The sequence below is a fragment of the Undibacterium sp. 14-3-2 genome (assembly GCF_016595265.1).
Lineage (GTDB): Bacteria > Pseudomonadota > Gammaproteobacteria > Burkholderiales > Burkholderiaceae_D > Undibacterium > Undibacterium aquatile.
In genome coordinates, this window is the sequence record NZ_JAENGS010000009.1 from 1 (window position 1) to 25,600 (window position 25,600).

Consider the following 25,600-nt stretch of genomic DNA (forward strand, 5'->3'; position numbering starts at 1 on the left):
TCGATGAGCTTGGTACCCAAGCCATTGAGCAGTGCATACACCAGCACTACGTGAAACGCTATGACCAGCCCTATGCCCAGGAACTTCTTGCCCGGCTCTTGCTGGCGATCTGAAAAATCCATTCCGACTGTCTCCTTAAGCTAAGAATACGAAGGCGCTAATAATAACCTCTGTTGAATAAAAAATTTCGTCTGCTGCCTGAAAAGTTTTCATATTTTTTGTAGCAAAGACAGATTTTTTTTGCATATAGTCCCTTTTTTTGTTGTTAATACCTCTTTATTGCCAGTGCTGACCAGCGTTGGATTCGCCAGTCAGTCCACTTTGTTGCCTTTTTTGCTTTTGTTTGATGACTGAAAAAATATAGGCCTTAATATCGGTAGCACGATCATGATTTTGTGATGATGGCAATTTCAGTTGAGCTCGACAAAACACACTACGCTAAGCGCCGGGAGAATGAAGCTGCCACTCTCGCTGACAAAGTGCGCTTCACTGGCAATGCGCTGATCGCCAGCACCATGCATCAGGTGTACCGGATGCAGTTGAAAGTGGCGACCTTGTTGTTCCCGAATGATCAGACGCTGCTCCTGCTTGCTGACATTAAAAAAATACATCACTGCTTTAAAGTGAGCTGGGCTCAGATGTTCGCCATTCAGATGGGCGGCGATGACGGCCGGATTTTGTTCCGGGCCTGTATTAAAGAAGCGCAGCCGCTGCTGTATATCTGCGCTGCTGGACAGGCGAAATAATGCAGAGCTGCTGCGTATTCTCAGCAGATCGCGAAACGCATCGCGGCTCATGGCAATATCCTGCGGCCGTGGCTTGATCCGCTGATCGGCCAGCAGTGGGCGCATGATGGAGTAAAAACGTGCGTTATCTTTTTCTGGTGGCAGCCCGGTGCCGAAATAATTTTGTTGATACGTCCAGTCCAGCCGGTTGAACCAATCACCGGAATTGTAGCTGTTGCCATCCAGCGATTTGGAACGCAGGATGTCTGATCCTGCATGAAAATACGCAATGCCCTGGCTGAATGTCGTCAACCCTAAGCCAAGTATCTGCACTCTGGCACGGTCTTCGTGACTCGTTGTGAGGGGTAGCCGGAATGCATTGATGTCAAATAGAGTATGGTTATCGTGATTCTCAACATAATTAACGACTTCTGCAGGTGAACTGACGTAACCGGCAGGCTGATCGTTGTATGCAATCTCGCTGAGTTTTTTCGTCTGACCATCTGCGGTCTGCATGACATAGTTCGCAATTGAGCCAGCCAAGCCCACCCGCACCATGTCGGCACTACGCTGCACTGTATTGTTTAACAGTGCTGGCGATGCGTCGGCGGCTTGCAGTAAGCCATTGATATACCCCTTGTTTTGTATGATGGCAGCGGCATTGTCGCCATGCCCGCCACCGCGAATGGCATCGCGGGCACGATCGCTGAAGGTGCCGATCTGACTGCCATTCAAGGCCAACTGCGATGCTTGAATAAAGCGGCTGCCATTCGCAACTTCGCCAAAATTCCAGCCTTCGCCTATCAGTTGTATCTCTCTGCCATTATCAGTCTGCAATGCTGCTTTTATTTCCTCCATGACCGCGCGAGGCTGATGTCCCATCAGATCAAAACGAAATGAATCCATCTTATATTCACGCGCCCATAGCCTGACGGAATCACTCATCAGCTTTGCCATCATGCGGTTTTCGGTCGCCGTGTTGCCGCAGGGCTGGCAAGTGGAATCTTCAACTTCTCCTTGCGCGTTCAGTCTGTAGTAATAGCCGGGAACGATACGATCAAGGACGGATTGTGGATGTTGCCCCGCAAACGCCGTATGGTTATAGACAACATCCATACCGACCCGCAGACCAGCCTGATGCAGCGCCATGACCATTTTTCTCAGTTCAAGAATACGCGTCGCACCATCGTCAGCATTGCTGGCATAACTGCCTTCGGGCGCATTGTAGTGGTAGGGATCGTAGCCCCAGTTGAAGCAGTCTTTACCGGCCTGCGCATTGATGGTCGCTTGCTGACGCAAGCTGTCTGCGCCTCCGCTGACGTTAGGGCTGATGCAGTGACGCTCGGGAATGGTGGCAATATCGAAAATCGGTAATAAGTGGATATCGGTGATACCCGCTTCGCTGAGTGCTCGCAGATGACGCATACCAGCTGATGCCGGTTCGGTAAAGGCCAGATATTTGCCACGGTAGGCGGGGTGTACGGTTTTATCGTTGATGGAAAAATCGCGCACATGCAGTTCATAAATTGCCATGTCTGTCGGATTTTTTACCCGCTCGGGTATTTTGTGCTGATCCCAGCCCGCCGGTTTCAGCGCAGCGTTTTGCAGGTCGGTGACATAACTGCGGCGCGAATCGCTGGTCAGGCTGATGGAATAAGGATCTGTGACGCGATTGCGTATCAGCCCTGCACCTGGAACGAAGACATCGACCAGATAGCGGTAATAGCTGCCGCTCGCATCCTTATTTATTGCGCTTGCCCAGATGCCTGTGCGTTTATCCAGGATCATTGGTAGCAGTGCGTTGGCATGACTAGCTCCCGTCTTATATATGCAGGCACTGACGTGTTGTGCCGTTGGCGCCCATAAACGGAAGTTGGTACTTGCCCGCACGCTGCCATCTGCAGACGAGGCGGTCACAGTGACACCAAGTTTTGTCTCTTCAGTAGCCGTCTGATACAGATCATCGATCACACCGGCGATTTGTACATAGGTGAAATCAATGACTTCGCCACGCTCGTTTTCCTGAACCAGAATCAACTGCTGCGTGAGTATATTTGCCAGCGTCTGCGCGGACAGCGAATGCCTGAGCAAAGCACCTTCGCCGATGAACTTGTATCGTTGCCGGATGTCTGTTGGCAGAGCCCCAGCTTGGGCAGTCGTGCTGATTCTCAGATCGGCATCGCTGACAGGCAAGCCTTTTTGTATGCGCAGTTTTCCGCTGACTGATGCATAGAGGGCGAATGTCCCTTTTTGGTCTTTTCCTGGCCATTGGATAAAGTCGCGATTGAGCCAGTAGGCGCGGGCGTCTGACTGGATAGATGTCTTATTCAGGATGGTCTGATGCGATGGATGATCGCAATCGCGTACGTCAGATGTGCTGGTAAGCGGAGTTGTCTTTGCGTTGATTTGTGCAGAATCTGCCGTATCTGCCAATGTTGCAGAGCAAGTGGCATTCGAAAAGAATAAGGCTAAGGCGCTGACACAGGCGATCAGTCCGGCTCTTGTTCTGATTGGTACAGGCGAAGGCAACACGATGCGCTTGCTTATCTGCACTTTTGTCTCCAAATAAGTAGCTCAACTACATTTAGTATTTTTTGAATATCGCCAGAAAATCTTTGTTTTCTATGGGTTTGCGTTATTAATCAACAAATTTTGTCTGGTAAGTTAAAAAATATTAGACAGGTATATTTGATAAATGTAGTATTGTTACATAAATTTATCTGAACTTGTTCAGAAATTTTTTCAATTTGAGCTTATTCATACTAATGGTGAGAAGTCAGTGCAAGATTTAAAAAAACAAAACTACACATCGCCACGTTTGCTTGCCGATATAGGTGGGACGAATGCGCGTTTTGCGCTGGAAACTGAACCGCATCGCTTTGAGGCTGTGGCTGTACTGGCGTGTAATGATTACGCTACATTGCATCTGGCGATCTCTACCTACCTGCAAAGCGATGCAGTACAAAGAATCTGTCAGCAGCCTGTCCAGCATGCAGCGATAGCGATTGCGAATCCGGTCAATGGCGATCAGATCAGCATGACAAATCATCACTGGGCGTTCTCTATTCAGGCCTTGCGCGATGCCTTGCATTTGCAGACATTATTAGTTGTGAATGATTTCACGGCTTTGGCGATGGCTTTGCCTTACCTGGAAAATCATCAGCGCGTACAGATCGGTGGTGGGCAGGCGCAGCCAGAGCGGGTAATAGGCTTAATCGGACCTGGTACCGGTCTCGGCGTCTCCGGTATCGTCCCGGCTGGCAAGCAATGGATTCCTCTTAGCAGCGAAGGCGGGCATGCCAGCTTTTCTCCGGCCGATGCGGCAGAGGTCGATTTATTGAAAGTGATCTGGCGGGAATTTCCACATGTTTCCGCTGAACGCTTAATCTCGGGTATGGGCTTGGAAATTATTTATCGCGCGCTGGGTGAATTACAGGCGGACGGTGCGGATGCCAGTTTGTCCGCAGCCGATATCAGCCGTCGCGCATTGGACGGCAGTTGCGCCAGATGTCGCCAGACCGTTGCACATTTCTGTGGCATGCTGGGAACAGCGGCTGGCAATCTTGCCATCACTTTAGGTGCGACCGGGGGGGTTTATATTGGCGGTGGTATCGTGCCGCGTCTCGGTGATTTATTTATGCAATCGTCTTTCCGTCAGCGTTTCGAGGCGAAAGGGCGGTTTGCAAATTATCTGGCGGCTATTCCGACCTTCCTTATCACTGCGGAATACCCGGCGTTTCTGGGCGTGTCTGCGATATTGGCGGAAAAATTATCGCTCGCTGATCACGCTACATACTGATGTCGTATTGTTCTTTTATTCTTGCTTACTATGTTTCCTACATCGATCTCAGGTAATTCCGTTCAGCAATCTGACTCCCATTCGCAGTGGTGGCGCGAAGCGGTGATTTATCAGGTGTATCCGCGCAGCTTTTTGGATACCAATGGTGATGGTGTCGGCGATCTGCCAGGCATTACTGCAAAACTGGATTACATCGCACAGCTAGGCGTGGACATCGTCTGGATTTCACCATTTTTTACTTCACCGATGAAAGACTTTGGTTACGACGTGGCAGATTACTGTGATGTTGATTCTTTGTTCGGGACGCTGAGTGATTTTGACCGTTTGCTCGAACGGGCGCATGCATTGGGTTTGAAGGTCATGATTGATCAGGTGCTTTCGCATTGTTCGGATCAGCATCCATGGTTCGTGGAAAGCCGTCAAAGCCGTGATAATCCCAAGGCGGAATGGTACGTGTGGGCAGATCCGCAGGCAGATGGATCGCCGCCGAATAACTGGCTCTCTGTTTTTGGCGGCTCTTCCTGGCAATGGGATGCGCGCCGCCGTCAATATTATTTGCATAATTTTCTGACGAGTCAGCCAGATCTGAATTTTCATCACCCTGATGTACAGCAGGCGCATTTGGACAACATGCGTTTCTGGCTAGAACGTGGCGTTGATGGTTTCCGCCTCGATGCCTGCAATTTTCATTTTCACGACCGTTCTTTGCGTAGTAATCCTCCGGCCACTAAGCGCGATACGAAGACGGTGCAAGACAATAATCCTTACGGTATGCAGTCGCATATTTATGATAAGACGCAGCCCGAGAATATCGCTTTTCTGGAAAAAATGCGCAGTCTACTGAATGAGTACGGCGCGATCGCGATCGGTGAGGTCGGTGCCGATGACTCGCTCGGCGTCATGGCTGAATACACCGCTGACGACAATAAACTGCATATGGCGTACAGCTTCAATTTACTGACGCCTGACGTGTCTGCAGCATATATCCGCACTCAGGTAGAGGAATTTGAAGCGCGGGTGAAAGGTGGCTGGGTTTCGTGGTCGGTAGGTAATCACGACGTGGTGCGCGTGATGTCACGTTGGGGCGGCGATGCAGCTACACCGCAGTTTGCAAAAATGATGATGGCACTGCAGGCAGCGCTGAAGGGGACACCATGTCTGTATCAGGGGGATGAGCTGGCGCTGACTGAGGCTGATATTGCGTATGAGGATATACAGGATCCTTATGGAATTACCTTCTGGCCGGAATTCAAAGGGCGCGACGGTTGCCGTACTCCTATGCCATGGCGCGCCGATCAGCCGCATGGCGGATTTACCAGCGGTAAGCCGTGGTTGCCAGTGCCAGCTGAACATATCGCTGTTGCGGTATCGCAGCAGGAACAAGATCCGGATTCTGCTTTGACGTATGCGCGTCACATATGGCGCTGGCGCAAACAGCATCGACAACTGATGCACGGCAAGATTCATTTTTTTGACGCGCCGGAACCTGTATTAGCGTTTTGTCGTCAGCTTGATGGCGAGCCGACAATTTTTGCCGCATTTAATTTAGGTGATCAGACTGTCAATTTTGTATGGCCGGAAGTGGCAGGAGCAATGCTGCTCACGGGCTACAATTTGCCCGGAACACTGAACAGCAGCACCTTGGAATTACCAGCGTTTGGCGCCTGGTTCGGCACGCGTTAAGAATGTTTGCAGGTGTGGCAGATCACACAATTTGTGTCGATTCTGTCGTGCCTGAGTATCTGAGGCAATCTGAGACAATGCTGGAAAATGAGGAAATTATTTCCCAGTCAGATAAATTTTGTCATCAAAAGTGAATAGCCATTCAGGGCGATAAACTGCAAAAATTGTAGTCAGAAAACCAACTAAAAAAGCTTCACCCCACGTCAGTAACAGCATGTAGGCAATTGCGTCGCCAGGGATGATTTTCACTGGTGCGAGCAGCATGTGCGCTGTCAGAGCGAGTAGGCCCGCACTGGCGTTGACGACTAGTGAGCCAAAGAAGCCGTTACCAAACAAATACACAAACATGTGATGAGGTAAATACTGGCGGGTTTTGTTCAGTATCAGTTCACTCAGATAACTGGGGAAAACCGCCAGTACAAGAATATTCGCACCGAGATTCAGCCATATACCATCGTATTCTGCGGTGTATGCCAGCGTGGCAACTGCAATTCCTAAGATCGCCAGTGATCTGCCAAACATCAGTGCAAATAAGGCGACCCCCATCAGATGAAGATGCAGATCGTTATGAACGGGAACGCGCATACGCCATAGCAGTATCAGCACAATGATGCTGGCACACCAGGCGGAAAACACGGTAGGTTCCTGCAAGCGCTGCCAGGGGATTTTGCGAATTTCCACTCCCAGCAGAACCAGTGCGACCAGCATTGCAAAAATGCATAAGCCGATATCAACAGGAGTATAAAAAATGCCCATGGGAGATGCGCGACAGTTGTCTGGGAGACTATCATAATCCTGATTGGCTGACGATGCACTGCGTGATATCAAGAAAAAAAGACAAACAAAGGAGTCTCTTGTTTGTCTTTTTAGTTTAAGCGCAGCACAAATCAGGGATCGACCAGAGTCACCGTCGCCGTTGCTGTTTTTCCTTTGCCATCGCTGATGGTGTACTGAAAACTGTCACGTATAAAGCTGCCGAACGGCGAGAAAATCACCTTGTTACCTGAGATGCGGAGTGTGCCCGTATTTCCTGCCATCGGTGTGACCGACACGAGTGTCAAAGGATCGCCATCGGGGTCGCTGTCGTTGGCGAGTGGATCGATCGTTGTTTCAGTGGTACCGGGAACGATGAAGGAATCATTTCTGGCGATAGGTGCGTTATTTACCGGAGGAGCAATGACGTTGAGAGTGACTTGTGCACTTGCTTTTCCACCGCGACCATCGCTGATCGTATATTGGAAACTACCGGGTAAAGAATTGCTGCCCGGAGTGAAAATGACCTTGTTACCTGAAATACGGACACTGCCGTTGTTTCCGGATAAAGCGGTAATTGCAGAAATGGTTAGCGGATCGCCGTCAGGGTCACGGTCGTTCGCGAGCAAATCAAGAACGATGTCCGAACTACCCGGGACGGTGAATGTATCGTCATTCGCGACTGGTGCCTTATTCGCAGCGGCAACGCTGACATTGACTTGCGCGGTGGATTGTCCGCCACGACCATCGTTGATGGTGTACGTGAAGCTGTCATTACCGCTGTAATCGGGATGCGGAACATAGAGAATCTTTTGCGATTGTATCGTCGCCGTTCCGTGCGCAGCATTGCCGACCGTGCTGATAGTGATTGCATCTGAATCCGGATCAGCGTCGTTACTTAAAACGTCGATCACGACGGATTGATTTTGCTGTGTACTGGCGCTGTCGCTGGCCGCTTGTGGCGCGCGATTCAGGTAATTTCTGGTTTTAGTTTCGGTTTGAGTTTTTTCCTGATAGCGATACGTATCGACTGTGCGTTTATGCTCTACCGAGTTACGCAGCGCCCTGCGTATCCATGCCGGCTCCTGAGAAATATCCTCACGTTTGTAAGTGACTTCCGCCGCCGGCGCAGGCAGAACTTGCTCTGGTATTTCTATGACTTCAGTTTTATCGATGCGGCTGACAAACTCGAGATCTACCCGGCGATTTTTTTCGCGCGTTTCTTTGGTTGCTGGGTACTTAGGCTCCAGCTTGCCTTTGCCTTCAACCACAACTTCTTCGGTATTTACCACACCCAAAGAGATCAGGTAATCCCGCACCGCCACCGCACGTGATAACGACAGTTTTTGGTTGTAGCTGACAGAGCCAATATCGCAGGTATGTCCGGTAATTCTGACATTGCCTTCATGCGGATATTTTTTCAAGGTTTCAGCGATTTTCGCTAATTCCTGTTTTGCAAAATCCGTCAACCCGGCGCTATCGATTTTAAAGAACGCATCACCAGTCATGGTGGTCGTTGTTTTGACCAGGCGCTGCTCGGTTCTGGCAGGAATAATAGTCGGGGCTGTTGGTGCGGCGGGTACTTCAACCATCCTATATTTTTGCTCAAAGCGACTACTGGAACCGCCAAAACTATAGCGATACATCAGATTAATCCGGCGATCATTTTGTTGGCTGTCGAAATCCCCCGATTTGCGATACTGACCAACTTGCAGTGCCAGACTGTGCGGCGTACCAACAAAGAACTTTTCCGCAGTGAAGCTCATGCCGAATTGTTTGCTGCTGGCTTTGCCCCATTCGTAATCAAGTCCGGCGCTGACACGCACGGCATTTTCCGTATAGTAGTGTCCCGCGCGGGCACCAACGCCATAATCATAGGCACGCTCATACAGACGCGTGTTTGTGATTGTGGTGATGGTATCAATATATCCACGTCCGGCATCATTGCCGTTTTGTTCGGTAATTGTCGTTGTCAGCGTGTTTTGCAACTGCCGTTTGTTCCCAGGGCTATAACTGGCATAGACATGGCCAAACCAATCCTGATTTTCCTGACCAATACCGATGCTGAGTTTTTTATCCTTTTGCTCATTCTGGTCGATTGCCGCAAAATACTTGACGACAGAATTTTGTTGCTGCGAGTGGTAACTCAGTTTGCCGCCGCCAGATTTATTGCTCAGCCATACTTCACCCAGCCAGACATTTGTCCCTGAGTCTGATAACACACCAAACAGTTCGCCCGTAAATGCGCCACCATTTTGATAGCCGATGCCGATGCGCGAATTTTCGCCGATGAATTGTAAATTGCCACCGTTCTGAATGCCCGGATCTGTGGACTGTTGTGCCGAAGCATGATTCAACTGGGCGAGCAGAGCGAGAAGTAGAAGAGAGAGCTTAGGTTGAGTGTATCGGGCAGACATAACAAGCGAAGTAATGATTGAAACGAAACCATGCGCGCGGGCTGGTGATAAATGATGGCAGGTCGCCTGATCAAAACACTGTGTTGAATTGGCATAAAAAAACCGCATCAGCTAAAGCGTGATGCGGATATTTTCCGTGTCTCAAAAACGAGTCAGACCTACTTAATCGCAAACTCCATCATGATGAGTGCCCGATACTATATTTTGCTTGCCGGGGTGTCAAGCTTCCTCGATTCATGGCGTGCTTCAGAGTATGGAAAACTGGTTCGTTTTTATATGCAGCTTACTTAATCCGCATATCGTTTTTGACAGATTTAACACCGTTGACATTACGAGTAACTTCAATCGCTTTATCAACATCATGCTGCGAGGTGACGAAGCCACTCAATTGCACAATACCCTTGAATGATTCGACGTTAATTTCACGGGATTTTAATGTTGGTTCATTCAGTATTGCCGCTTTGACTTTTGTCGTGATGAACGTATCGTCCATATATTCGCCGGTACCTTCAGACTTTGTCGTAGATGCGCAGCCTGCAACGCCTATCAGCATCAATGACATCAGAATTGTGGCGAGGTTTTTAGAAATATTCATGGTGTGACCTTTGAGTGAGATATGACATTACCTGAGACAGACAATTGTTTTCAGGTTGAGAGGAGTGACGTTTGTCGCGCTGGAGATCAGTACGCTAAATATTATTGCCGCTGATTAAACGCAATAACACCATAATGACCGCGATCACCAGCAGCACATGAATGAAACCGCCTATGGTGTAGGACGTTACCAAGCCTAGCAGCCACAAGATGATTAAAATGACAGCGATGGTATAGAGCATAAAGTTCCTATCTGATATGGATGAGGTGCAGCTGTATCAGATCAGTGACGTACTTATCCGTTCGCTGTCACCGCTGACATCAGTCGGACTGAGTATGCGATGAAAAAAAATATTATTCTGTTCGGTAGCGCACGGAGTGAAATGCCTGGTCTTCCATATCAGACTTAAAAGATGTTTTTTGAGTTCTAAATTGGTGCTGTCCGAAGGCGGGGAGTACTCATTAAAGAATAAGGGATGTACCCTTAAATGTACCCGCAAAGACTTTGGATATGAGGAAGTCTTAAAAGCTTGGGACGCAAAAAAACCGCTGTAGCCTAAGCTAGAAGCGGGTTCTTTGTACGTTACAGGATGTCCTGAAACGAAATTCTGGTGGTGATAGGTGGACTTGAACCACCGACCCCAGCATTATGAGTGCTGTGCTCTAACCAGCTGAGCTATATCACCAAGAAGCATTAGATTATGTCAGTTGGCTGTTCTGGTGTCAATACCGGGCATCCGTTTTTATGGAATTCATCGGGTATTTTGCAAAAAAACAAGCGGTTTTTCATGAAATAAGTGTCAAATTACTGCTTCTTGACTACTTTCTTACCATCTCCTGTTGTACCAGATGCAGGATTTGTTGTGATGGATTCTGGCTCAGGCAATCTATCAATATGCGCTCTGGCATGGAGCGTAACCAGGTGAGCTGGCGTTTTGCCAACTGGCGGGTGGCGATAATGCCGCGTTCCCGCATCTCTTCATAAGTACAGAGATGATCGAGGTAATCCCATGCCTGACGATAGCCGACACAGCGTATCGATGGCAGATTTGCGTGCAAATCCTGTCGTTGCTTTAATTGTTTCACTTCATCTAAAAAGCCGTTTTGCAGCATTAGATCGAAGCGGCTTGCAATACGTTCATGCAGAACGCTGCGATCTGAGGGTTCCAGGGAGATCGGCAGCATGGCGAATGCTGGTCCTGTTTTTGTTTGGCGGGCAAGTAGTGAAGACATAGCCTGTCCGCTCAGTGTGATGATTTCCAGTGCTCTCTGAATACGCTGGCTGTCATTGGGATTCAGCCGTGCGGCCGTTTCAGGGTCGAGGGTCGCCAGACGCGCATGCAAACCCGGTACGCCTATGCGTTCCGCTTCCGCACCCAGTTCGGCACGTAACACGGGATCGGCACCGGGCAGATCGTCGAGTCCGTGTTTCAGCGCATTGAAATACATCATGGTGCCGCCGACCAGAATGGGCAATTTACCTCTTGCCTGAATATCAGCGACCAGTCTTTCTGCATCTTTACGGAATTGCGCGACTGAATACGATTCCGCCGGATCAATAATATCGATCAGATGGTGTGGCGCGCTGGCGAGTTCCTCGGCAGAGGGTTTGGCCGTGCCGATATCCATGCCGCGATAAATCAGTGCTGAATCAACAGAGATAATTTCGGACGGAATGTGTCTGGCGATTTCCAGCGCGGCAGCCGTTTTGCCGGATGCGGTCGGCCCCATGATCGCGATGACGTTGGCTGCATTCGAGGTGTTCATGCTAATTCCGTATTTATAATTGGTGCAGTCGGTAACGGTGTTGATAGTTCACGATGGTTAGAATTCACTGGCCACGCAAGAACATTTTATCGAGATCGTTCAGACCAAGTTGCACCCATGTTGGTCGCCCATGATTGCACTGATCAGCGCGCTCCGTTTGCTCCATCTGACGCAACAGCGCATTCATTTCCGGAACGGTGAGGCTGCGATTGGCACGCACCGCTGTATGACAGGCAAGGGTGCCGAGCAATTCATTGCGTCTGTCAATAAGGACGCGTGAGCCGCCGAATTCGCGCACTTCACGCAATACGTCTCGTGCGAGTGATTGTGCATCGGCATTTTTAAGCAATGCTGGCACGGCGCGCACCGCCAGCGTGGTGGGCGATATCGCCGCCATGTCAAACCCTAGCGCTTTTAATGTGTCCTGATGTTCTTCGACAGTGCCGACTTCAATTGCGTCAGCATAAAAGGTCACCGGGATCAGCATCGGTTGCACAGGCATGGCGTTTTCATCGAGCGCATTCTTGAGCTGCTCATACAAGATGCGTTCATGTGCGGCATGCATATCTACCAGTACCAGACCTTTGCTGTTTTGTGCGAGTACATACACACCGTGCAGTTGTGCCAGCGCAAAGCCCAGAGGATGTTCATCCTCTGGTAGTGCTTGTGTGGGAACGGCATTTTCTGCGCGGGAACTGTCGCTGAACATAGCACCATAACTTTGCAGATTCTGCGCGACACCATTACCGCTACCTGTCTGATTGCGACCCCATTGGTCGTAAGCATTCGGCGTGCTGTTGCCTGCATTCGTATAGGGGGACGGCGTTGCGAATTGCGCCGCAAACGTCGTTTGTTCACCGGCAATCCAGGGTATCGCTTTTCCTGCCAATACGGATGATGCCGATGCTGCGGTGGCAGGTGCCGGAACGGTGCCGAAAGCAGTGGCAGATGTCAGCGCCAGTGCACGGCTGACGGCATGAAATACAAATTGATGAACGGCGCGGCTATCGCGAAACCGCACTTCAATTTTTGATGGATGAACGTTTACATCAACCAGCGCCGGATCAAGATCCAGCGCCAGAACATAAGATGGATAGCGATCGCCATGCAACACATCCTGATAGGCAGCGCGTACCGCATGGGTCAATAATTTGTCACGGACAAAGCGGCCGTTCACATAAAAAAATTGTGCATCGGCGCGCGCTTTAGATGCGGTCGGCAAACCGACAAAACCATGCAGGCGCAATGGCCCCGCGCTTTCATCAAGTGGCAGACGCGCGCTGGAAAATGCATCCCCAAGTATCTGCGCGCTACGCTTATCAATTGCGCTGACATTCCAGTGATCAACCGCTTTGCCATTATGTGTGAGGGAAAACGAGACGTCGGGGCGCGCCAGCGCGATACGGCGGACAACCTCCGCACAATGACCGAACTCTGTTTGTTCTGATTTTAAAAATTTCCGGCGGGCGGGCGTGTTGTAATACAAATCCTGCACATCGACCGTGGTGCCTGGCGCACCCGATGCCGGAGAGACCTTACCATTTTCAATCTGCCACGCATGCGGCGCATCGGCGGTACGGGTCGTCAGCGTCAGCAAGGAAACCGAGGCGATGGAGGCGAGCGCTTCGCCGCGAAATCCCAGGGTCGCGACATTTTCCAGCTCCGTCAGCGAGGCGATCTTTGACGTCGCATGACGTGCCACGGCGAGTGGCAATTGCTCTTGCGGTATACCGCGTCCGTTATCGCTGATCGCTATCCGTTTGACGCCGCCTTCTTCCAGCCGGATGGTGATGCTGCTGGCGCCCGCGTCCAGCGCGTTTTCAAGCACTTCCTTGACGACGGCAGACGGCCGTTCGACGACTTCGCCGGCAGCAATTTGAGAGATCAGGTTATCAGGCAGCGCCTGAATCGGACGGTAAGGAGAGGAATTCGGATTCATCGCGAGATTATACCTGCGCTGTCTTGCGTGTACTGCGGCTTAGTGTATGATTGCCGCGATTTCTTTGACTGGAACAATAATGGATTTCATGCAACTGTTAGACATGATTTTGCATGTCGATAAGATGTTGGGGATGGTGATTGCGGAATACGGAACGCTGGTGTACGTCGTTTTGTTTGCGATTGTTTTTTGTGAGACTGCCTTTGTGATTTTTCCGTTTTTACCCGGCGATTCATTATTGTTTATTGCTGGCGCTTTTTGCGCGACGGGTGCGATGAACCCCTGGCTGCTGGTTGGTTTATTGCTGCTTGCATCGATCTCCGGCAACACGATTAACTACTGGATCGGCAGCCTGATTGGTCACAAAGTCATGGCGCACGACTATCGCTGGATAGATAAGGCGGCGCTGAAAAAGACCCATGAATTTTATGAAAAGCATGGCGGTAAAACTGTTGTGCTGGCGCGTTTTGTGCCTATCGTGCGTACCTTTGCGCCTTTCGTGGCGGGTATCTCTGATATGACACACCGTACTTTCCAGCTCTTCAATGTGCTTGGTGCGTTGTTATGGATATTGTCGCTGGTCATGAGCGGTTACTTCTTCGGTAACATTCCTTTCATACAGAAAAATCTGAACGCCATCGTACTGGTGGGGGTGGGTGCTGCGATTGTGCCTCTGTTGCTGGGGGCATTGTGGAAAATGCTGAAGCGCTTGCGTAAAGCGGCCTGACGATTGTGAAAAAGCCGACTTCATCGACGCTGATCTGGCTACGCCAGCAAGCACCGTTGAAGCCAGAAGTCGGTCAAGCCTGTAATGGCTGTGGTGTTTGCTGCGCTGCCGAGCCTTGCCCGGTGGCGCTTGTTTTTTTGTGGCAGCGGCGGGGAAGTTGCCGTGCCTTATTATGGGATCAGGCTTCAATGTCCTACCGCTGCGGCATGCTGACTCAGCCTGCACAGTATCTGCGCTGGCTTCCACTACGCTGGCAGGCCTTGTTTGCGCGCAGAGTCCGCCGCTGGATCGCCGCTGGCGCTGGCTGCGATTCCAGCGCACAGGCAGAATAAAAAATGCCCGGCGATGTCGTCGGGCATGATTTTGTTAACTCTATTGCGGATGATGGCTCAGGTCAGCCGGCTTTTTGCCAGTGGCGGATTTTTCGAAAAATATTTCTTGATACCTTTCATCACCGCATCCGCCATCTGATCCTGATACGCATCATCCGTCAGTTTTGCTTCCTCTTCCGGATTGGAAATAAACGCCGTTTCTATCAATATGCTGGGAATATCCGGCGCTTTCAGTACCGCAAATCCGGCTTGTTCCACCGAGCCTTTGTGCAATTTATTGATACCGCTGATTTCTGTCAGCACAACTTTGCCGAGTTTTAAACTATCGTTGATCTGCGCCGTTGTGGATAAATCCAGCAAGACGCTGGCGAGCTGCTTGTCGTGATTTTTAATATTCACGCCACCGATCAGGTCGGCCGCATTTTCTTTATCCGCCAGCCAGCGCGCCGCGGTTGAACTTGCCCCTTTGTCGGACAATACAAACACCGACGAACCACGCGCAGATGAATTCACAAACGCGTCGGCATGCACCGACATGAATAAATCGGCCTGCACCGCTCTGGCTTTTTGCACCCGCACGTTCAGCGGCACAAAATAATCGGCATCGCGCGTCAGCATTACGCGCATATTCGGTTGCTGTTCTATTTTAGCTTTCAGTCGTTTGGCAATCGCCAGAACCACATCTTTTTCGCGGCTGCCACCACGCCCGGTGGCGCCGGGATCTTCACCGCCATGACCCGGATCAATCGCAATTGTGATCATGCGGGTCATCGCCGGTGCAGCTGATTTGTCTGGTGATTTTTCACTCAGATGCGGTTCAGTTTTTTCGCTGTGTTTCAGCGCCGACTTATCATCAGGCTTAGCCTCTGCCATGAGTTCCGGTTTAGATGCTTTTGGATCAGATTTGCCATCGGCTTTGACTTCACCCGCCATAGTCGGGGTGGTCGGGGCGACGCTTCTGGTCTGGGTGTCTTTGTGCCACTCGCCTTTTTCTATCAGTGCAGCAATTGGGTCGGCCGGATTGGCCGGATACAGATCGAAAACCAGCCGGTGTTTATAGTTACCAACAGGTTGCAGGGTAAATACCTGCGGGCTGATTTCTTCTTTTAAATCGAACACCAGGCGCACAACGTTCGGTTTATTCTGACCAACCCGCACCTGCTTGATGTAAGGGTCATTCGGCTGTATCTTCGCCACCAGTTCTTTCAGGGTGGGATTTAATTCCAGACCTTCGATATCAACCACCAGGCGCTCAGGATTTTTTACTGTAAAAAAATTGGTATTGAGCTCAATATCATTTTCCAGGGTGACGCGGGTGTAATCTTCGGCAGGCCAGACCCGGACAGCAAGAATTTTTGCCGCATTTGCTGCTTGCGGCACGCAAACGGAGAGCAGCAGGGTACCGCCAGCTTTAATGAAAGCGCGTCGCTTTCGTGATGGGGATTTCTGGCTTACAGATTGGGGGCGAATTGGAGTGATGCGAGACATGCGATACCTTTGGCAGACAACGCCTGCAATTCTACCTCACGACCATCACCTGCGACGCTTAAAAATACATTCAGATCAGGTTCTGGCAGTACGCCATCTGCTTTTTCTGGCCATTCGACGATGCAGATATTCGATGCGTTAAACTCTTCGCGGAATCCGGCGTCCAGAAATTCTTCGGCGCTCAGCATACGATACAGATCAAAATGCATGATCGTTGTTGTTTGCGATTGGATTTTTACCTGATACGGTTCTGCCAGTGTATAAGTCGGGCTTTTTACATTGCCGGTAAAACCAGCGGCGTGAATCATGGCGCGGGTGAGGGCGGTTTTACCTGCACCCAGATCGCCGTGCAGAAAAATAACCAGCCCCGGCACTAATGTGTGGGCGAGACTTTTTCCTAATGCCTGCGTTGCTGCTTCATCCTGCAGTGTGGTTTTATAATGTGACATTTCCTGCAAAGTCCGTATTCATGAATTCGCTAAACATAGCATATTGCCCCGCCCTTGTGTATTTGCCGGAGTCTGTCGCGTGAATCTGGATGACGACAGCTTATCTGCTTTATCCGCACAGATCAAAAACTGGGGCAAAGAACTCGGCTTTGCAGAAATCCGTATTGCCGATGTTGATCTCAGCCACACCGAAGCCGGTTTTCAGAAATGGCTGGACGCCGGTTTTCATGGTGATATGGCGTATATGGCGGCGCATGGCACCAAGCGCAGTCGCCCGGCTGAATTAGTGCCTGGCACGGTCAGGGTGATTTCGGCACGCATGAATTACCTGTCAGCCGATCCGCACTGGCGCGCTGCGGAAGCACAGCATACTGCAGATACTGCGGTGATTTCTATCTATGCGCGCGGTCGCGATTATCACAAAGTTTTACGCAGTCGCCTGCAGCAGCTTGCAGAAAAAATCAGTCAGCAGATCGGTGAGTTTGGCTACCGTGTCTTCACTGATTCTGCGCCGGTAATGGAAGTGGCGCTGGCAGAAAAATCGGGCCTCGGCTGGCGTGGCAAACATACCTTGCTATTGAGTCGTGAAGCAGGTTCCATGTTTTTTCTGGGCGAGATACTGGTCGATCTGCCGTTGCCGCTTGACTCGCCTGTGGGCAATCACTGCGGTCAGTGTTCATCGTGTATTGATGTCTGCCCGACCAAGGCGATAGTTGCACCATACACCGTCGATGCGCGGCGCTGTGTGTCGTATCTGACGATAGAACTGCATGGCAGTATCCCAATCGAATTCCGGTCGTTGATCGGTAACAGGGTGTATGGTTGCGACGATTGCCAGTTGCATTGTCCGTGGAATAAATTTGCACAAGTTGCCGCAGTCGATGATTTTGCAGTCAGGAATGGTTTGGATCATGCGCGCATGGTGCATTTGTTTGCGTGGACGGAAGAACAGTTTTTGCGCATGCTGGAAGGCAGCCCTATCCGTCGTATTGGACATGAACGCTGGTTGCGCAATATCGCGGTTGGTCTTGGTAATGCGGCGACCACGATGTGCGGCGATGCGGGCATCGTGGCGGCCTTACGCACGCGCCTTGATCATCCGTCAGAGATGGTGCGTGAGCATGTGATCTGGGCGCTAGCCTGCCATGGCCTGAGTGCGTAGTGAAAATGTGGTGATGCTATCGCACCAGCGCCAGCCAGATCGGCAGGGTCAGCACTGACAATACGGTACTGGCAGAAATCAGAAAGGCGACGAACGGGCCATTGCCACCCATGCGCGCCGCCAGCACGTAGGCGCTCGATGCAGTCGGCAGCGCACAGAAAATGACGGCGATCTGCAATTGCAGAGCTGGCAATTCCAGCCAGCGGCCAAGTACCAGTGCTATCGCCGGTAACGCCAGCAATTTCACCGAGAGAAAATAGGCGGCGATACCTTTTGCTTCGTGTATCGCCGACACCTTCATCCCGGCACCCACGGCAAGCAAGCCGAGTGCGATGGCGGCATTGCCCAGCCGCGACAGCGTTGCTGCTATTCCTTCCGGCAATGGGATGTCCAGCAGACTGACGATCACACCGCTGGCGGTGCCGACCACCAGTGGGTTACTGGCGATTTCTTTCAGCAAGCGGCCACTGTTATGGGCCAGTGCATAGACTGCTGCCATATTGCAGAGTGGAACCAGAAAGCCTATCAGTAATGCCATCAGCGCGGTGCCCTGATCTCCCGCGAGGCGGGATGCGATCGCCAGCGCAATATAAGAATTGAAGCGGAATGCCGTTTGCACGCCGGATTCAAAAATACGCGGTGCTGTTTTGAACAGATACTTCGCGAGCCAGCCGAGCAACATGCCAGCTATCGTGGCGATGATAGCCACCTGTAAAAGATGTCCGGTTGCATGAAAATCAAAACGGGTACGTGCTGTGGTGTAAAACAGCAGGGCAGGAAACAGCAGGAAGTAAACGAGCTTTTCGACGCCAGCCCAGAAATGGCCTCCCCAGTGGGAATGGCGGGCGAGCAGGAAGCCGATCAGAATTAAACTAAAATCAGGAAAGAGTAAGGTGAAGATAGACATACTGGGTGGAGTATATTTCAACCCCTAATGTTTACAAGGAGAATAGGGTGAAAATCAAGGATACTCCCCCATTTTTACTAAAAACTACTTCAGGATTCCCGCCAGTTCGACGGCAGTTTTGACTTGCATTTTGTCAAACACATGCGCGCGGTGCACTTCCACGGTACGCATGCTGATACCGAGTTCGTCTGCGATGACCTTGTTCATTTTGCCGAGCAAAATCAGTTCCAGCACTTCTTTTTCGCGCGCAGACAAGGTTGCCAGACGTTCATGCACGGCGGCAGAAACACCTGCTGCACGTGATTGCGCCAGCGCTTCCTGCACTCTGTCCATGAGCTTGTTATCGTTAAATGGTTTTTCAAAGAAATCAAAAGCGCCGCGTTTGAGTGTATCGACCGCCATTGGTACGTCGCCATGCCCGGTCAGAAAAATCACTGGCAGACGTTTAGTCAGTTTTTTGCCGGATAAAATATCAAACAGATGAATGCCGCTCAGCCCTTCCATGCGCACATCCAGCAAAATGCAGTCGCCCTCGGCATCAAAGCGCAAAGGTTGATCGAGCGAGGCCAGAAACTGTTCTGCACTGCTGTAGCCAATCGCGGCAATCTGGCGCGAACGGGCGAGCCAGGAAAGTGAATCGCGGATCACGTCCTCGTCGTCAATGATGTGTAGCATGTCGTCTCCAATTGCGATATCAGAATGTCACGGGCAGAAGCGGTCACGCTGTATCGGTATGACCGCACGTTGACCGTCTCATTATTCTTTTTGTGACGCTGCAGTCGGCAGGTCAGCGGGATTATTTTCTTCTTGCACTGCCGGCAGAATGAAGCGGAAGATACTACCACCGACCGGGTTATCGCGGTGAGTAAGTTTGCCGCCGTGAAACTCAATCGCCGTCCTGCAGATATTCAACCCCATTCCCATGCCGGTTGTTTTGGTGGAAAAAAACGGTGAAAACAATCGGTCAGCCACGCTGGCAGGAATGCCGTGTCCACGGTCGATGACTTCGACGACGATATCGCCCTCGTTGTCGAGGCTGGCTTGTATGCGTAAATTTCTATGTTCTGGCGGCGTGTCTTCCATCGCTTCAATCGCGTTGCGGGTCAGATTCAGCAATACCTGTTCGATCAGTACCTGATCCGCCAGCACCTGTGGTGTGCCGGGCAGTGGCAGCCATTGCAGGCTGATGTGCGCGGCCTGCGCTTGCAATTCGACCAGTGGCAGCGCATTTTTAATCAATACGTTGATGTCGACCAGCTCCCGGGTTGGTTCCCGTTTTTTGACGAACTCATGTACGCTGCGGATAATCTGTCCGGCACGCTGCGCCTGGGTTTTCACTTTTTCCATCGCTGATAACAATAAGGCTTTATCGGTATCGCCCGCTTCCAGCAGATTCATGGCACCGGTGGTGTAACTGGAAATAGCGGCCAGCGGCTGATTCAGTTCATGCGCCAGCATTGAGGCAATTTCGCCCATGGTGGCAAGCCGCGCACTCGAGTGCAGTTTGGCTTCTTGTTGACGAGTCAGTTCCTGCGCCCGTTTGAGTTCAGAAATATCCAGTATCGAGCTCATCCAGCCGGTTTGCTTACCGCTTTCATCAATCAGCGGCGATTCATAAATCAATACCGGAATCCGTTCGCCACTCGCATGCTGATAAATGGTTTCAAAGCCGTCTTGTGGCACCGATCCTGCCAGCAGTTTAGAAAAGCGTTGCTGATATTCTTCTACGACTTCGGGAGCCCAATACGGCATGGGTGGCAGACGACCGATGATTTGCTCTGCCGGGTAGCCGACCATTTTGCAGAATGCCGGATTCACATAGGTCATGCGGCCATGCATATCGCGTGCGCGTAAGCCTGTGATCAGTGAGTTTTCCATCGCAGTACGGAAGATGACTTGCTGGCGCAGGGCGCCTTCGGCTGCCAGGCGCCGATTGATGTCGCGCCACAAAGCAACCAGACTCCAGATCAGCCCCATTGACAGCAGAATGACCATCACCACCAGCAAATTGGACAGTAGCTTGGGTTCGCTCTTATTGCTATTGGTGCGCAGCGCGAGTGTGACGCCGGGCAGTTCCAGATTGCGGTTATGGGTATACACATTTTTACCCGGCCCGCCCGCGGCCCGCGTTGCAATTACTTTGTCATCGTTGTCCAGCAGAGAAATCTGGTTTTCCTGCGCAAACCACCATGGGACTAATTCTTCCAGTATGCCGTTCGCATGGTAGGTGATGATAATGCTGCCGAAATAGTGGTTTTCTTTCTTTAAGGGAATCTGACAACTGATGGCGTAATTGTATTTCTGTGATTTGGTTTCCTGTCTGGGAGCAAAACAACGGGTTTTGTTATCCAGTTCTGCCTGAGCAGATTTGATGTCATCGGGTATCAGAATATTGGATGAATTGAATGCTGTGTCATGTGAAGAAGTGATAACAGCATTGTGCTGGTCGAGTAAGATCAGACGGGAAATCTCATGATTGTTTTGCAGCAGATTCCGGAAGCGCAGCAAAATGGCATCCGGCTTCAGGCCAATATTCATCATATCGGCGCCGATCTGACGCAGCATTTCATCGTTGCGGTCGATCTGAAATTGTATCGCCTGTTCTACCCAAAGAGTGTCGGCAATCAGCTGCTCCTGTCTTTCATTCGCCTCCATGCGTTGTGCCTGCCACGGCAACCAGATCAGCGTGGTCAGAAACAGGGCGATCAGTAAAATAGGGAGGATCCAGCGCCACTTGTCGTTAGGCCATCGCTGCGATTTATATAGACGTTTCATGCTGTTAGTTTACTGCAGGTGTTGTTTATATGTGCAATCGAGTGCGGTATGTGGTTTTCCACAATTGTTCAGCGGGTGACTATTTCCAATAATCGTAGAATAATAACTTTGATAATCAATAAACTGGAGACTCTCATGAAAATCAAATCCGTTCTGTTTTCGCTTCTGGCGGCATCACTGGTTAGTGGCGCGGCATTTGCGCAATCCCCTATCGTCATTAAATTCAGCCACGTTGTCGCTAGCGATACACCAAAAGGCAAAGCTGCAGAGCGCTTTAAAGAACTCGCAGAAAAAGCGACCAAAGGGCGTGTGAAAGTCGAACTGTATCCCAACAGCACACTGTATAAAGACAAGGAAGAATTAGAAGCATTGCAGTTGGGTGCAGTACAAATGCTGGCTCCATCGCTGGCTAAATTCGGCCCTTTAGGCGTCAAAGAGTTCGAGGTATTTGATCTGCCATACATTTTCCCGACCAAAGATGTGTTGTATGCAGTTACAGAAGGACCTATCGGTAAAGATCTGCTGAAGAAACTGGAAACCAAAGGCATCACCGGTCTGGGTTACTGGGATAACGGTTTTAAAGTCATGTCGTCGAATAAGCCTATCCATTTGCCGTCCGACATGAAGGGACAAAAATTACGCATACAATCGTCCAAAGTGCTGGATGCGCAAATGCGGGCGTTGAATGCGAACCCACAAGTGCTGGCATTCTCCGAGGTATATCAGGCGTTGCAGACTGGTGTGGTGGATGGCACAGAAAATCCGCCATCAAATCTGTACACACAAAAAATGCACGAGGTGCAAAAGCATGTGACAGTAACAAATCATGGCTACCTTGGTTATGCGGTGATCGTGAACAAGAAATTCTGGGATGGTTTGCCTGCGGATATTCGCAATGAGTTAGATGGCGCGATGAAAGCGGCAACCAAGTACGCGAATGCGATTGCTCAGCAAGAGAACGATAATGCGCTGGAAGCAGTGAAGAAATCCGGCAAGACAACGGTCTACGTGCCAACTGAAAAAGAAAAAGCAGAATGGCGCAAAGCCCTGCTGCCAGTACAAAAGCAGATGGAATCACGCATCGGTAAAGATCTGATTGCAAACGTCAACAAAGAAGCCGTTAAACTCGGTATCAAGTAAGTTCTTTCCGTCAGATGAGAACCGGTAAGCTCAGGTTTGCCGGTTCTCATCTCTCATTCCTATCCTTCACAGGAGAACACAATGAAGTTCCTTGATCACCTAGAGGAATGGTTGATTGCGACCCTGATGGGCGCAGCAACCCTGGTCACTTTTATGGCGGTGGTGCACCGTTATCTTTCGGGATTTGAAATCCCTTATCTGCAAGACGAGTTGTTAAAAATAAATACCAGTTGGGCACAAGAGCTGACCATTTATATGTTTGTGTGGATGGCGAAATTCGGTGCCGCTTATGGCGTGCGTACTGGTATTCACGTTGGCGTCGATGTGCTGATTAATAAGCTAAGCCCCGCGAATCGTTATAAATTCGTGATTCTGGGTTTAGCTGCCGGCGCTTTATTTACCGGCATTGTCGGCACACTGGGCGGTAGTTTTGTATGGGAAATTGCCCATACTGATCAGACCTCCGCTGATCTGGAAATACCGATGTGGTGGGTCTATCTGGCGATACCGCTGGGTTCTTATCTGATGTGTTTCCGTTTTCTGCAAGTTATCTGGAATTTCGTTAAAACAGGTGAATTGCCTAAACACGATCACACCCATGTTGATGGTCTCGAAGATGAGGTGAAAGCATGAACGCCACCATTATTTTTGTCTTGTTATTGCTGTTGATGCTGACCGGCATGCCGATTTCGATTTCGCTCGGCCTGACAGTACTGACGTTCCTCTTCACGATGACACAGGTGCCGATTGAGTCGGTTGCCTTGAAGTTATTTACCGGAATAGAAAAGTTCGAAATCATGGCGATTCCGTTCTTCATTCTGGCCGGTAATTTCCTGACGCACGGCGGTGTCGCTCGCCGGATGATTAATTTTGCGGCAGCGATGGTCGGGCATTGGCATGGCGGGCTGGCTCTGGCTGGCGTTCTTGCCTGTGCTTTGTTTGCCGCTGTTTCGGGTTCGTCGCCAGCGACAGTGGTCGCGATCGGCTCAATTATTCTGCCTGCGATGATTAAGCAAGGTTATCCAAAAGGTTTCGGCGCTGGGGTGATTACGACATCCGGTGCATTGGGTATTCTGATCCCACCTTCGATTGTGATGGTGATGTATTCCGTTTCGACCAATACCTCGGTTGGGCAATTATTCATGGCGGGCGTTATCCCCGGCCTGATGCTGGCATTTTTGCTTGGTCTGACCACATGGTTTCTGGCGCGTAAGCACAACTACCCTCGTATGCCAAAAGCCAGTTGGGGCGAGCGTTTTACTGCGTTCAGAAAAAGCGCCTGGGGCTTATTGTTGATCGTGATTGTGATGGGCGGTATTTACAGCGGCATGTTCACACCGACGGAAGCGGCCGCTGTCGCAGCCGTGTATGCGTTCGTTATCGCGGTGTTTGTCTATAAAGACATGAGCTTGAAAAAAGTACCGAAGGTCTTGCTGGATTCTGCCTCAATGTCAGCGATGCTGCTCTACATTATCACTAACGCAGTACTGTTCTCATTCCTGATGACCAGCGAAAATATCCCGCAAGCGATGGCAAGCTGGATTATGGACAAAGGCTTTGGCATGATCAGTTTCCTGCTGGTGGTGAATATTCTGCTGTTGTTAGCGGGTAATGTGATGGAGCCATCTTCCATTGTGCTGATCATGGCACCGATTTTGTTCCCGGTCGCGATGAAACTCGGTATCGACCCCGTCCACTTCGGTATCATTATGGTGGTGAATATGGAAGTCGGGATGTGTCATCCACCTGTTGGTCTGAATCTGTATGTCGCCTCTGGTATTACGAAAATGGGTATTACCGAGCTGACAGTTGCCGTTTTGCCGTGGCTGATGACGATGGTCGCATTCTTGTTGCTGATTACGTATATTCCAGAGATTTCTACCTGGCTGCCGAATTTAATTTATAAATAATTGATTTTTATAATAAATAAATTGGATTAGCACATTTTTCGGATATATACATGTCTTTTACATATCCGCAACAATTAAGTATTTTTGCGTAGTTTTTTTTTGTCACTGGTATTCGGTCGTGCTATATTCTGCGCAGTCGAACTTTTAGCAGTTCAGAAGATTAAAAGGCGGTAGTGCAAGAAAACGGTACCCATGCCGTACACTGAGGAGACGCGCGTTTTTATTACAAGCTGAGTATTGTGGCAACACGATAACTAAACAGCCGAAAACGCGAAACATGCTTTCAAGGCGCATCATTGATGCGCCTTTTTTCTTTTCCGGATCGAATTGATGCTATCCGCAGTGCCGAATCAGCACATCTGGCGGATAAATTTGTCAGTATCTGTTTGCTTTTTTTTATGCTGACGGCGAGTGCGCTGACGTTTAAAATTCACAGAGATTTGATTGATGAGCAGGCTGATCTGACGATGGGCATGTTCTCGTCGTTCATACTGAAGCAAGCTTTTCCCTTTTTGAGGAACACTCATGTCAGACAAAGAGAGCGGTATTTTTTCTGCCATCGTTGCAGCACCATTTGGCGCAGTCGGAATCCGCGTCGCTGATTCCTTGCTGACAGAGCTGGTTTATTTGCCACCAAGGTTCCATGAGAAAGACCCAGGTGATTCCCTCTCGGAGAAGGTGGCGACACAAATACTGCACTACTTCGACGATCCTGATTTTCAGTTTGATCTTCCTTTGCGGACTGTTGGTACAGCGTTCCAAAATGCGGTCTGGCGTGGAATTTCAGCTATTCCACGAGGTCAGGTGCTGACTTACGGGCAGATTGCCAAGCAAATCCGCTCTGCGCCGCGCGCTGTCGGCCAGGCTTGTGGTGCGAACTGGTATCCGCTGGTGATTCCCTGCCATCGCGTCACCGCATCGGGTGGTTTGGGCGGGTTTGCTCATCATGATGATGAAACGGGTTTTCATCTGGGCGTAAAGCGTTGGTTGCTGGTGCATGAAGGTGTGGCTGATTATGCATGAGGATGTTGTC

21 protein-coding genes and 1 tRNA gene are annotated in these 25,600 nt (G+C 50.3%); 9 read left to right on the forward strand and 13 right to left on the reverse strand.

The genetic code is table 11. From position 1 onward, the window contains the following. Positions 1-410: 410 nt before the first annotated feature. Positions 411-3,278: an alpha-1,6-glucosidase domain-containing protein gene (locus Undi14_RS17290; protein ID WP_200181870.1), complete on the reverse strand. Its 2,868-nt coding sequence runs from the start codon at positions 3,276-3,278 to the stop codon at positions 411-413. Between the two features lie 226 nt (positions 3,279-3,504). On the opposite strand from Undi14_RS17290, the gene Undi14_RS17295 reads away from it, so the two are divergent. Together Undi14_RS17295 and Undi14_RS17300 are read left to right on the forward strand one after the other, a co-directional pair. Beyond that, positions 3,505-4,524, forward strand: coding sequence for a glucokinase (locus Undi14_RS17295; protein WP_370589971.1), 1,020 nt, complete (start codon positions 3,505-3,507; stop codon positions 4,522-4,524). Positions 4,525-4,554: 30 nt separating this feature from the next. Beyond that, positions 4,555-6,207, forward strand: a complete 1,653-nt coding sequence (locus tag Undi14_RS17300) for an alpha-amylase family glycosyl hydrolase (RefSeq protein WP_200181871.1) — start codon at positions 4,555-4,557, stop codon at positions 6,205-6,207. 96 nt (positions 6,208-6,303) lie between these two features. Here Undi14_RS17300 and Undi14_RS17305 read toward each other — a convergent pair whose 3' ends face one another. The 7 genes from Undi14_RS17305 to mutL all read right to left on the reverse strand — a co-directional run bounded on the left by Undi14_RS17305 (position 6,304) and on the right by mutL (position 13,677). After that, positions 6,304-6,963, reverse strand: coding sequence for an energy-coupling factor ABC transporter permease (locus tag Undi14_RS17305; protein ID WP_186885999.1), 660 nt, complete (start codon positions 6,961-6,963; stop codon positions 6,304-6,306). 131 nt (positions 6,964-7,094) lie between these two features. Beyond that, the gene (locus Undi14_RS17310; RefSeq protein WP_200181872.1) at positions 7,095-9,377 is read right to left on the reverse strand and encodes an Ig-like domain-containing protein; all 2,283 of its coding nucleotides are present in this window, start codon (positions 9,375-9,377) and stop codon (positions 7,095-7,097) included. 283 nt (positions 9,378-9,660) lie between these two features. Further along, a complete protein-coding gene (locus Undi14_RS17315; RefSeq protein WP_200181873.1) occupies positions 9,661-9,972 on the reverse strand; it encodes a BON domain-containing protein in 312 nt (103 codons plus the stop codon). Between the two features lie 94 nt (positions 9,973-10,066). After that, positions 10,067-10,213 (reverse strand): lmo0937 family membrane protein, encoded by a 147-nt coding sequence (locus Undi14_RS17320; protein WP_200181876.1) that lies wholly within the window; start codon positions 10,211-10,213, stop codon positions 10,067-10,069. A 367-nt stretch (positions 10,214-10,580) separates the two neighbouring features. Then, a tRNA-Met gene (locus tag Undi14_RS17325) sits at positions 10,581-10,657 on the reverse strand. A gap of 133 nt (positions 10,658-10,790) precedes the next feature. Then, complete coding sequence (gene miaA, locus Undi14_RS17330; protein ID WP_200181878.1) at positions 10,791-11,738, reverse strand: tRNA (adenosine(37)-N6)-dimethylallyltransferase MiaA; 948 nt, start codon at positions 11,736-11,738, stop codon at positions 10,791-10,793. A gap of 64 nt (positions 11,739-11,802) precedes the next feature. Then, positions 11,803-13,677 carry a DNA mismatch repair endonuclease MutL gene (mutL, locus tag Undi14_RS17335; RefSeq protein WP_200181880.1) on the reverse strand — a complete coding sequence of 625 codons (1,875 nt, stop codon included), beginning with the start codon at positions 13,675-13,677 and terminating at the stop codon, positions 11,803-11,805. A 79-nt stretch (positions 13,678-13,756) separates the two neighbouring features. On the opposite strand from mutL, the gene Undi14_RS17340 reads away from it, so the two are divergent. Further along, positions 13,757-14,404: a VTT domain-containing protein gene (locus Undi14_RS17340; RefSeq protein WP_200181883.1), complete on the forward strand. Its 648-nt coding sequence runs from the start codon at positions 13,757-13,759 to the stop codon at positions 14,402-14,404. A 5-nt stretch (positions 14,405-14,409) separates the two neighbouring features. Next, positions 14,410-14,736, forward strand: a complete 327-nt coding sequence (locus Undi14_RS17345; RefSeq protein WP_200181885.1) for a hypothetical protein — start codon at positions 14,410-14,412, stop codon at positions 14,734-14,736. A gap of 57 nt (positions 14,737-14,793) precedes the next feature. Here Undi14_RS17345 and Undi14_RS17350 read toward each other — a convergent pair whose 3' ends face one another. Next, positions 14,794-16,224: an N-acetylmuramoyl-L-alanine amidase gene (locus Undi14_RS17350; RefSeq protein ID WP_200181887.1), complete on the reverse strand. Its 1,431-nt coding sequence runs from the start codon at positions 16,222-16,224 to the stop codon at positions 14,794-14,796. Then, positions 16,188-16,673, reverse strand: coding sequence for a tRNA (adenosine(37)-N6)-threonylcarbamoyltransferase complex ATPase subunit type 1 TsaE (gene tsaE / locus Undi14_RS17355; protein WP_200181890.1), 486 nt, complete (start codon positions 16,671-16,673; stop codon positions 16,188-16,190). The genes Undi14_RS17350 and tsaE overlap by 37 nt, the downstream gene beginning before the upstream one ends. A gap of 79 nt (positions 16,674-16,752) precedes the next feature. Between tsaE and queG the strand changes: the two genes are divergently transcribed. Next, positions 16,753-17,835, forward strand: a complete 1,083-nt coding sequence (gene queG, locus Undi14_RS17360) for a tRNA epoxyqueuosine(34) reductase QueG (protein WP_200181891.1) — start codon at positions 16,753-16,755, stop codon at positions 17,833-17,835. Positions 17,836-17,851: 16 nt separating this feature from the next. Here the strand turns inward: queG and Undi14_RS17365 are convergent, their stop codons facing one another. The 3 genes from Undi14_RS17365 to Undi14_RS17375 all read right to left on the reverse strand — a co-directional run bounded on the left by Undi14_RS17365 (position 17,852) and on the right by Undi14_RS17375 (position 21,517). After that, complete coding sequence (locus tag Undi14_RS17365) at positions 17,852-18,742, reverse strand: AEC family transporter (protein WP_186885989.1); 891 nt, start codon at positions 18,740-18,742, stop codon at positions 17,852-17,854. 84 nt (positions 18,743-18,826) lie between these two features. Next, positions 18,827-19,417, reverse strand: coding sequence for a response regulator transcription factor (locus tag Undi14_RS17370; RefSeq protein WP_186885988.1), 591 nt, complete (start codon positions 19,415-19,417; stop codon positions 18,827-18,829). An 81-nt stretch (positions 19,418-19,498) separates the two neighbouring features. Continuing rightward, positions 19,499-21,517 (reverse strand): sensor histidine kinase, encoded by a 2,019-nt coding sequence (locus tag Undi14_RS17375; RefSeq protein ID WP_200181892.1) that lies wholly within the window; start codon positions 21,515-21,517, stop codon positions 19,499-19,501. A 135-nt stretch (positions 21,518-21,652) separates the two neighbouring features. On the opposite strand from Undi14_RS17375, the gene Undi14_RS17380 reads away from it, so the two are divergent. The 4 genes from Undi14_RS17380 to Undi14_RS17395 all read left to right on the forward strand — a co-directional run bounded on the left by Undi14_RS17380 (position 21,653) and on the right by Undi14_RS17395 (position 25,590). After that, positions 21,653-22,657, forward strand: a complete 1,005-nt coding sequence (locus Undi14_RS17380) for a TRAP transporter substrate-binding protein (RefSeq protein WP_200181894.1) — start codon at positions 21,653-21,655, stop codon at positions 22,655-22,657. Between the two features lie 81 nt (positions 22,658-22,738). Then, positions 22,739-23,290 (forward strand): TRAP transporter small permease, encoded by a 552-nt coding sequence (locus Undi14_RS17385; RefSeq protein WP_186885985.1) that lies wholly within the window; start codon positions 22,739-22,741, stop codon positions 23,288-23,290. Further along, complete coding sequence (locus Undi14_RS17390) at positions 23,287-24,567, forward strand: TRAP transporter large permease (protein WP_190480949.1); 1,281 nt, start codon at positions 23,287-23,289, stop codon at positions 24,565-24,567. The genes Undi14_RS17385 and Undi14_RS17390 overlap by 4 nt, the downstream gene beginning before the upstream one ends. A gap of 525 nt (positions 24,568-25,092) precedes the next feature. Continuing rightward, positions 25,093-25,590, forward strand: coding sequence for a methylated-DNA--[protein]-cysteine S-methyltransferase (locus Undi14_RS17395; RefSeq protein ID WP_200181896.1), 498 nt, complete (start codon positions 25,093-25,095; stop codon positions 25,588-25,590). Positions 25,591-25,600 lie beyond the last annotated feature (10 nt).

Bases quoted from the DNA above. Each gene is read 5' to 3' on its own strand.
- Undi14_RS17375 (WP_200181892.1), bottom strand. From the start codon at position 21,517: ATGAAACGTCTATATAAATCGCAGCGATGGCCTAACGACAAGTGGCGC.
- tsaE (WP_200181890.1), bottom strand. From the start codon at position 16,673: ATGTCACATTATAAAACCACACTGCAGGATGAAGCAGCAACGCAGGCA.
- Undi14_RS17370 (WP_186885988.1), bottom strand. From the start codon at position 19,417: ATGCTACACATCATTGACGACGAGGACGTGATCCGCGATTCACTTTCC.
- Undi14_RS17365 (WP_186885989.1), bottom strand. From the start codon at position 18,742: ATGTCTATCTTCACCTTACTCTTTCCTGATTTTAGTTTAATTCTGATC.
- mutL (WP_200181880.1), bottom strand. From the start codon at position 13,677: ATGAATCCGAATTCCTCTCCTTACCGTCCGATTCAGGCGCTGCCTGAT.
- Undi14_RS17385 (WP_186885985.1), top strand. From the start codon at position 22,739: ATGAAGTTCCTTGATCACCTAGAGGAATGGTTGATTGCGACCCTGATG.
- Undi14_RS17305 (WP_186885999.1), bottom strand. From the start codon at position 6,963: ATGGGCATTTTTTATACTCCTGTTGATATCGGCTTATGCATTTTTGCA.
- Undi14_RS17300 (WP_200181871.1), top strand. From the start codon at position 4,555: ATGTTTCCTACATCGATCTCAGGTAATTCCGTTCAGCAATCTGACTCC.
- Undi14_RS17380 (WP_200181894.1), top strand. From the start codon at position 21,653: ATGAAAATCAAATCCGTTCTGTTTTCGCTTCTGGCGGCATCACTGGTT.
- Undi14_RS17310 (WP_200181872.1), bottom strand. From the start codon at position 9,377: ATGTCTGCCCGATACACTCAACCTAAGCTCTCTCTTCTACTTCTCGCT.
- Undi14_RS17320 (WP_200181876.1), bottom strand. From the start codon at position 10,213: ATGCTCTATACCATCGCTGTCATTTTAATCATCTTGTGGCTGCTAGGC.
- Undi14_RS17395 (WP_200181896.1), top strand. From the start codon at position 25,093: ATGTCAGACAAAGAGAGCGGTATTTTTTCTGCCATCGTTGCAGCACCA.
- Undi14_RS17390 (WP_190480949.1), top strand. From the start codon at position 23,287: ATGAACGCCACCATTATTTTTGTCTTGTTATTGCTGTTGATGCTGACC.
- miaA (WP_200181878.1), bottom strand. From the start codon at position 11,738: ATGAACACCTCGAATGCAGCCAACGTCATCGCGATCATGGGGCCGACC.
- Undi14_RS17315 (WP_200181873.1), bottom strand. From the start codon at position 9,972: ATGAATATTTCTAAAAACCTCGCCACAATTCTGATGTCATTGATGCTG.
- Undi14_RS17340 (WP_200181883.1), top strand. From the start codon at position 13,757: ATGGATTTCATGCAACTGTTAGACATGATTTTGCATGTCGATAAGATG.
- Undi14_RS17350 (WP_200181887.1), bottom strand. From the start codon at position 16,224: ATGTCTCGCATCACTCCAATTCGCCCCCAATCTGTAAGCCAGAAATCC.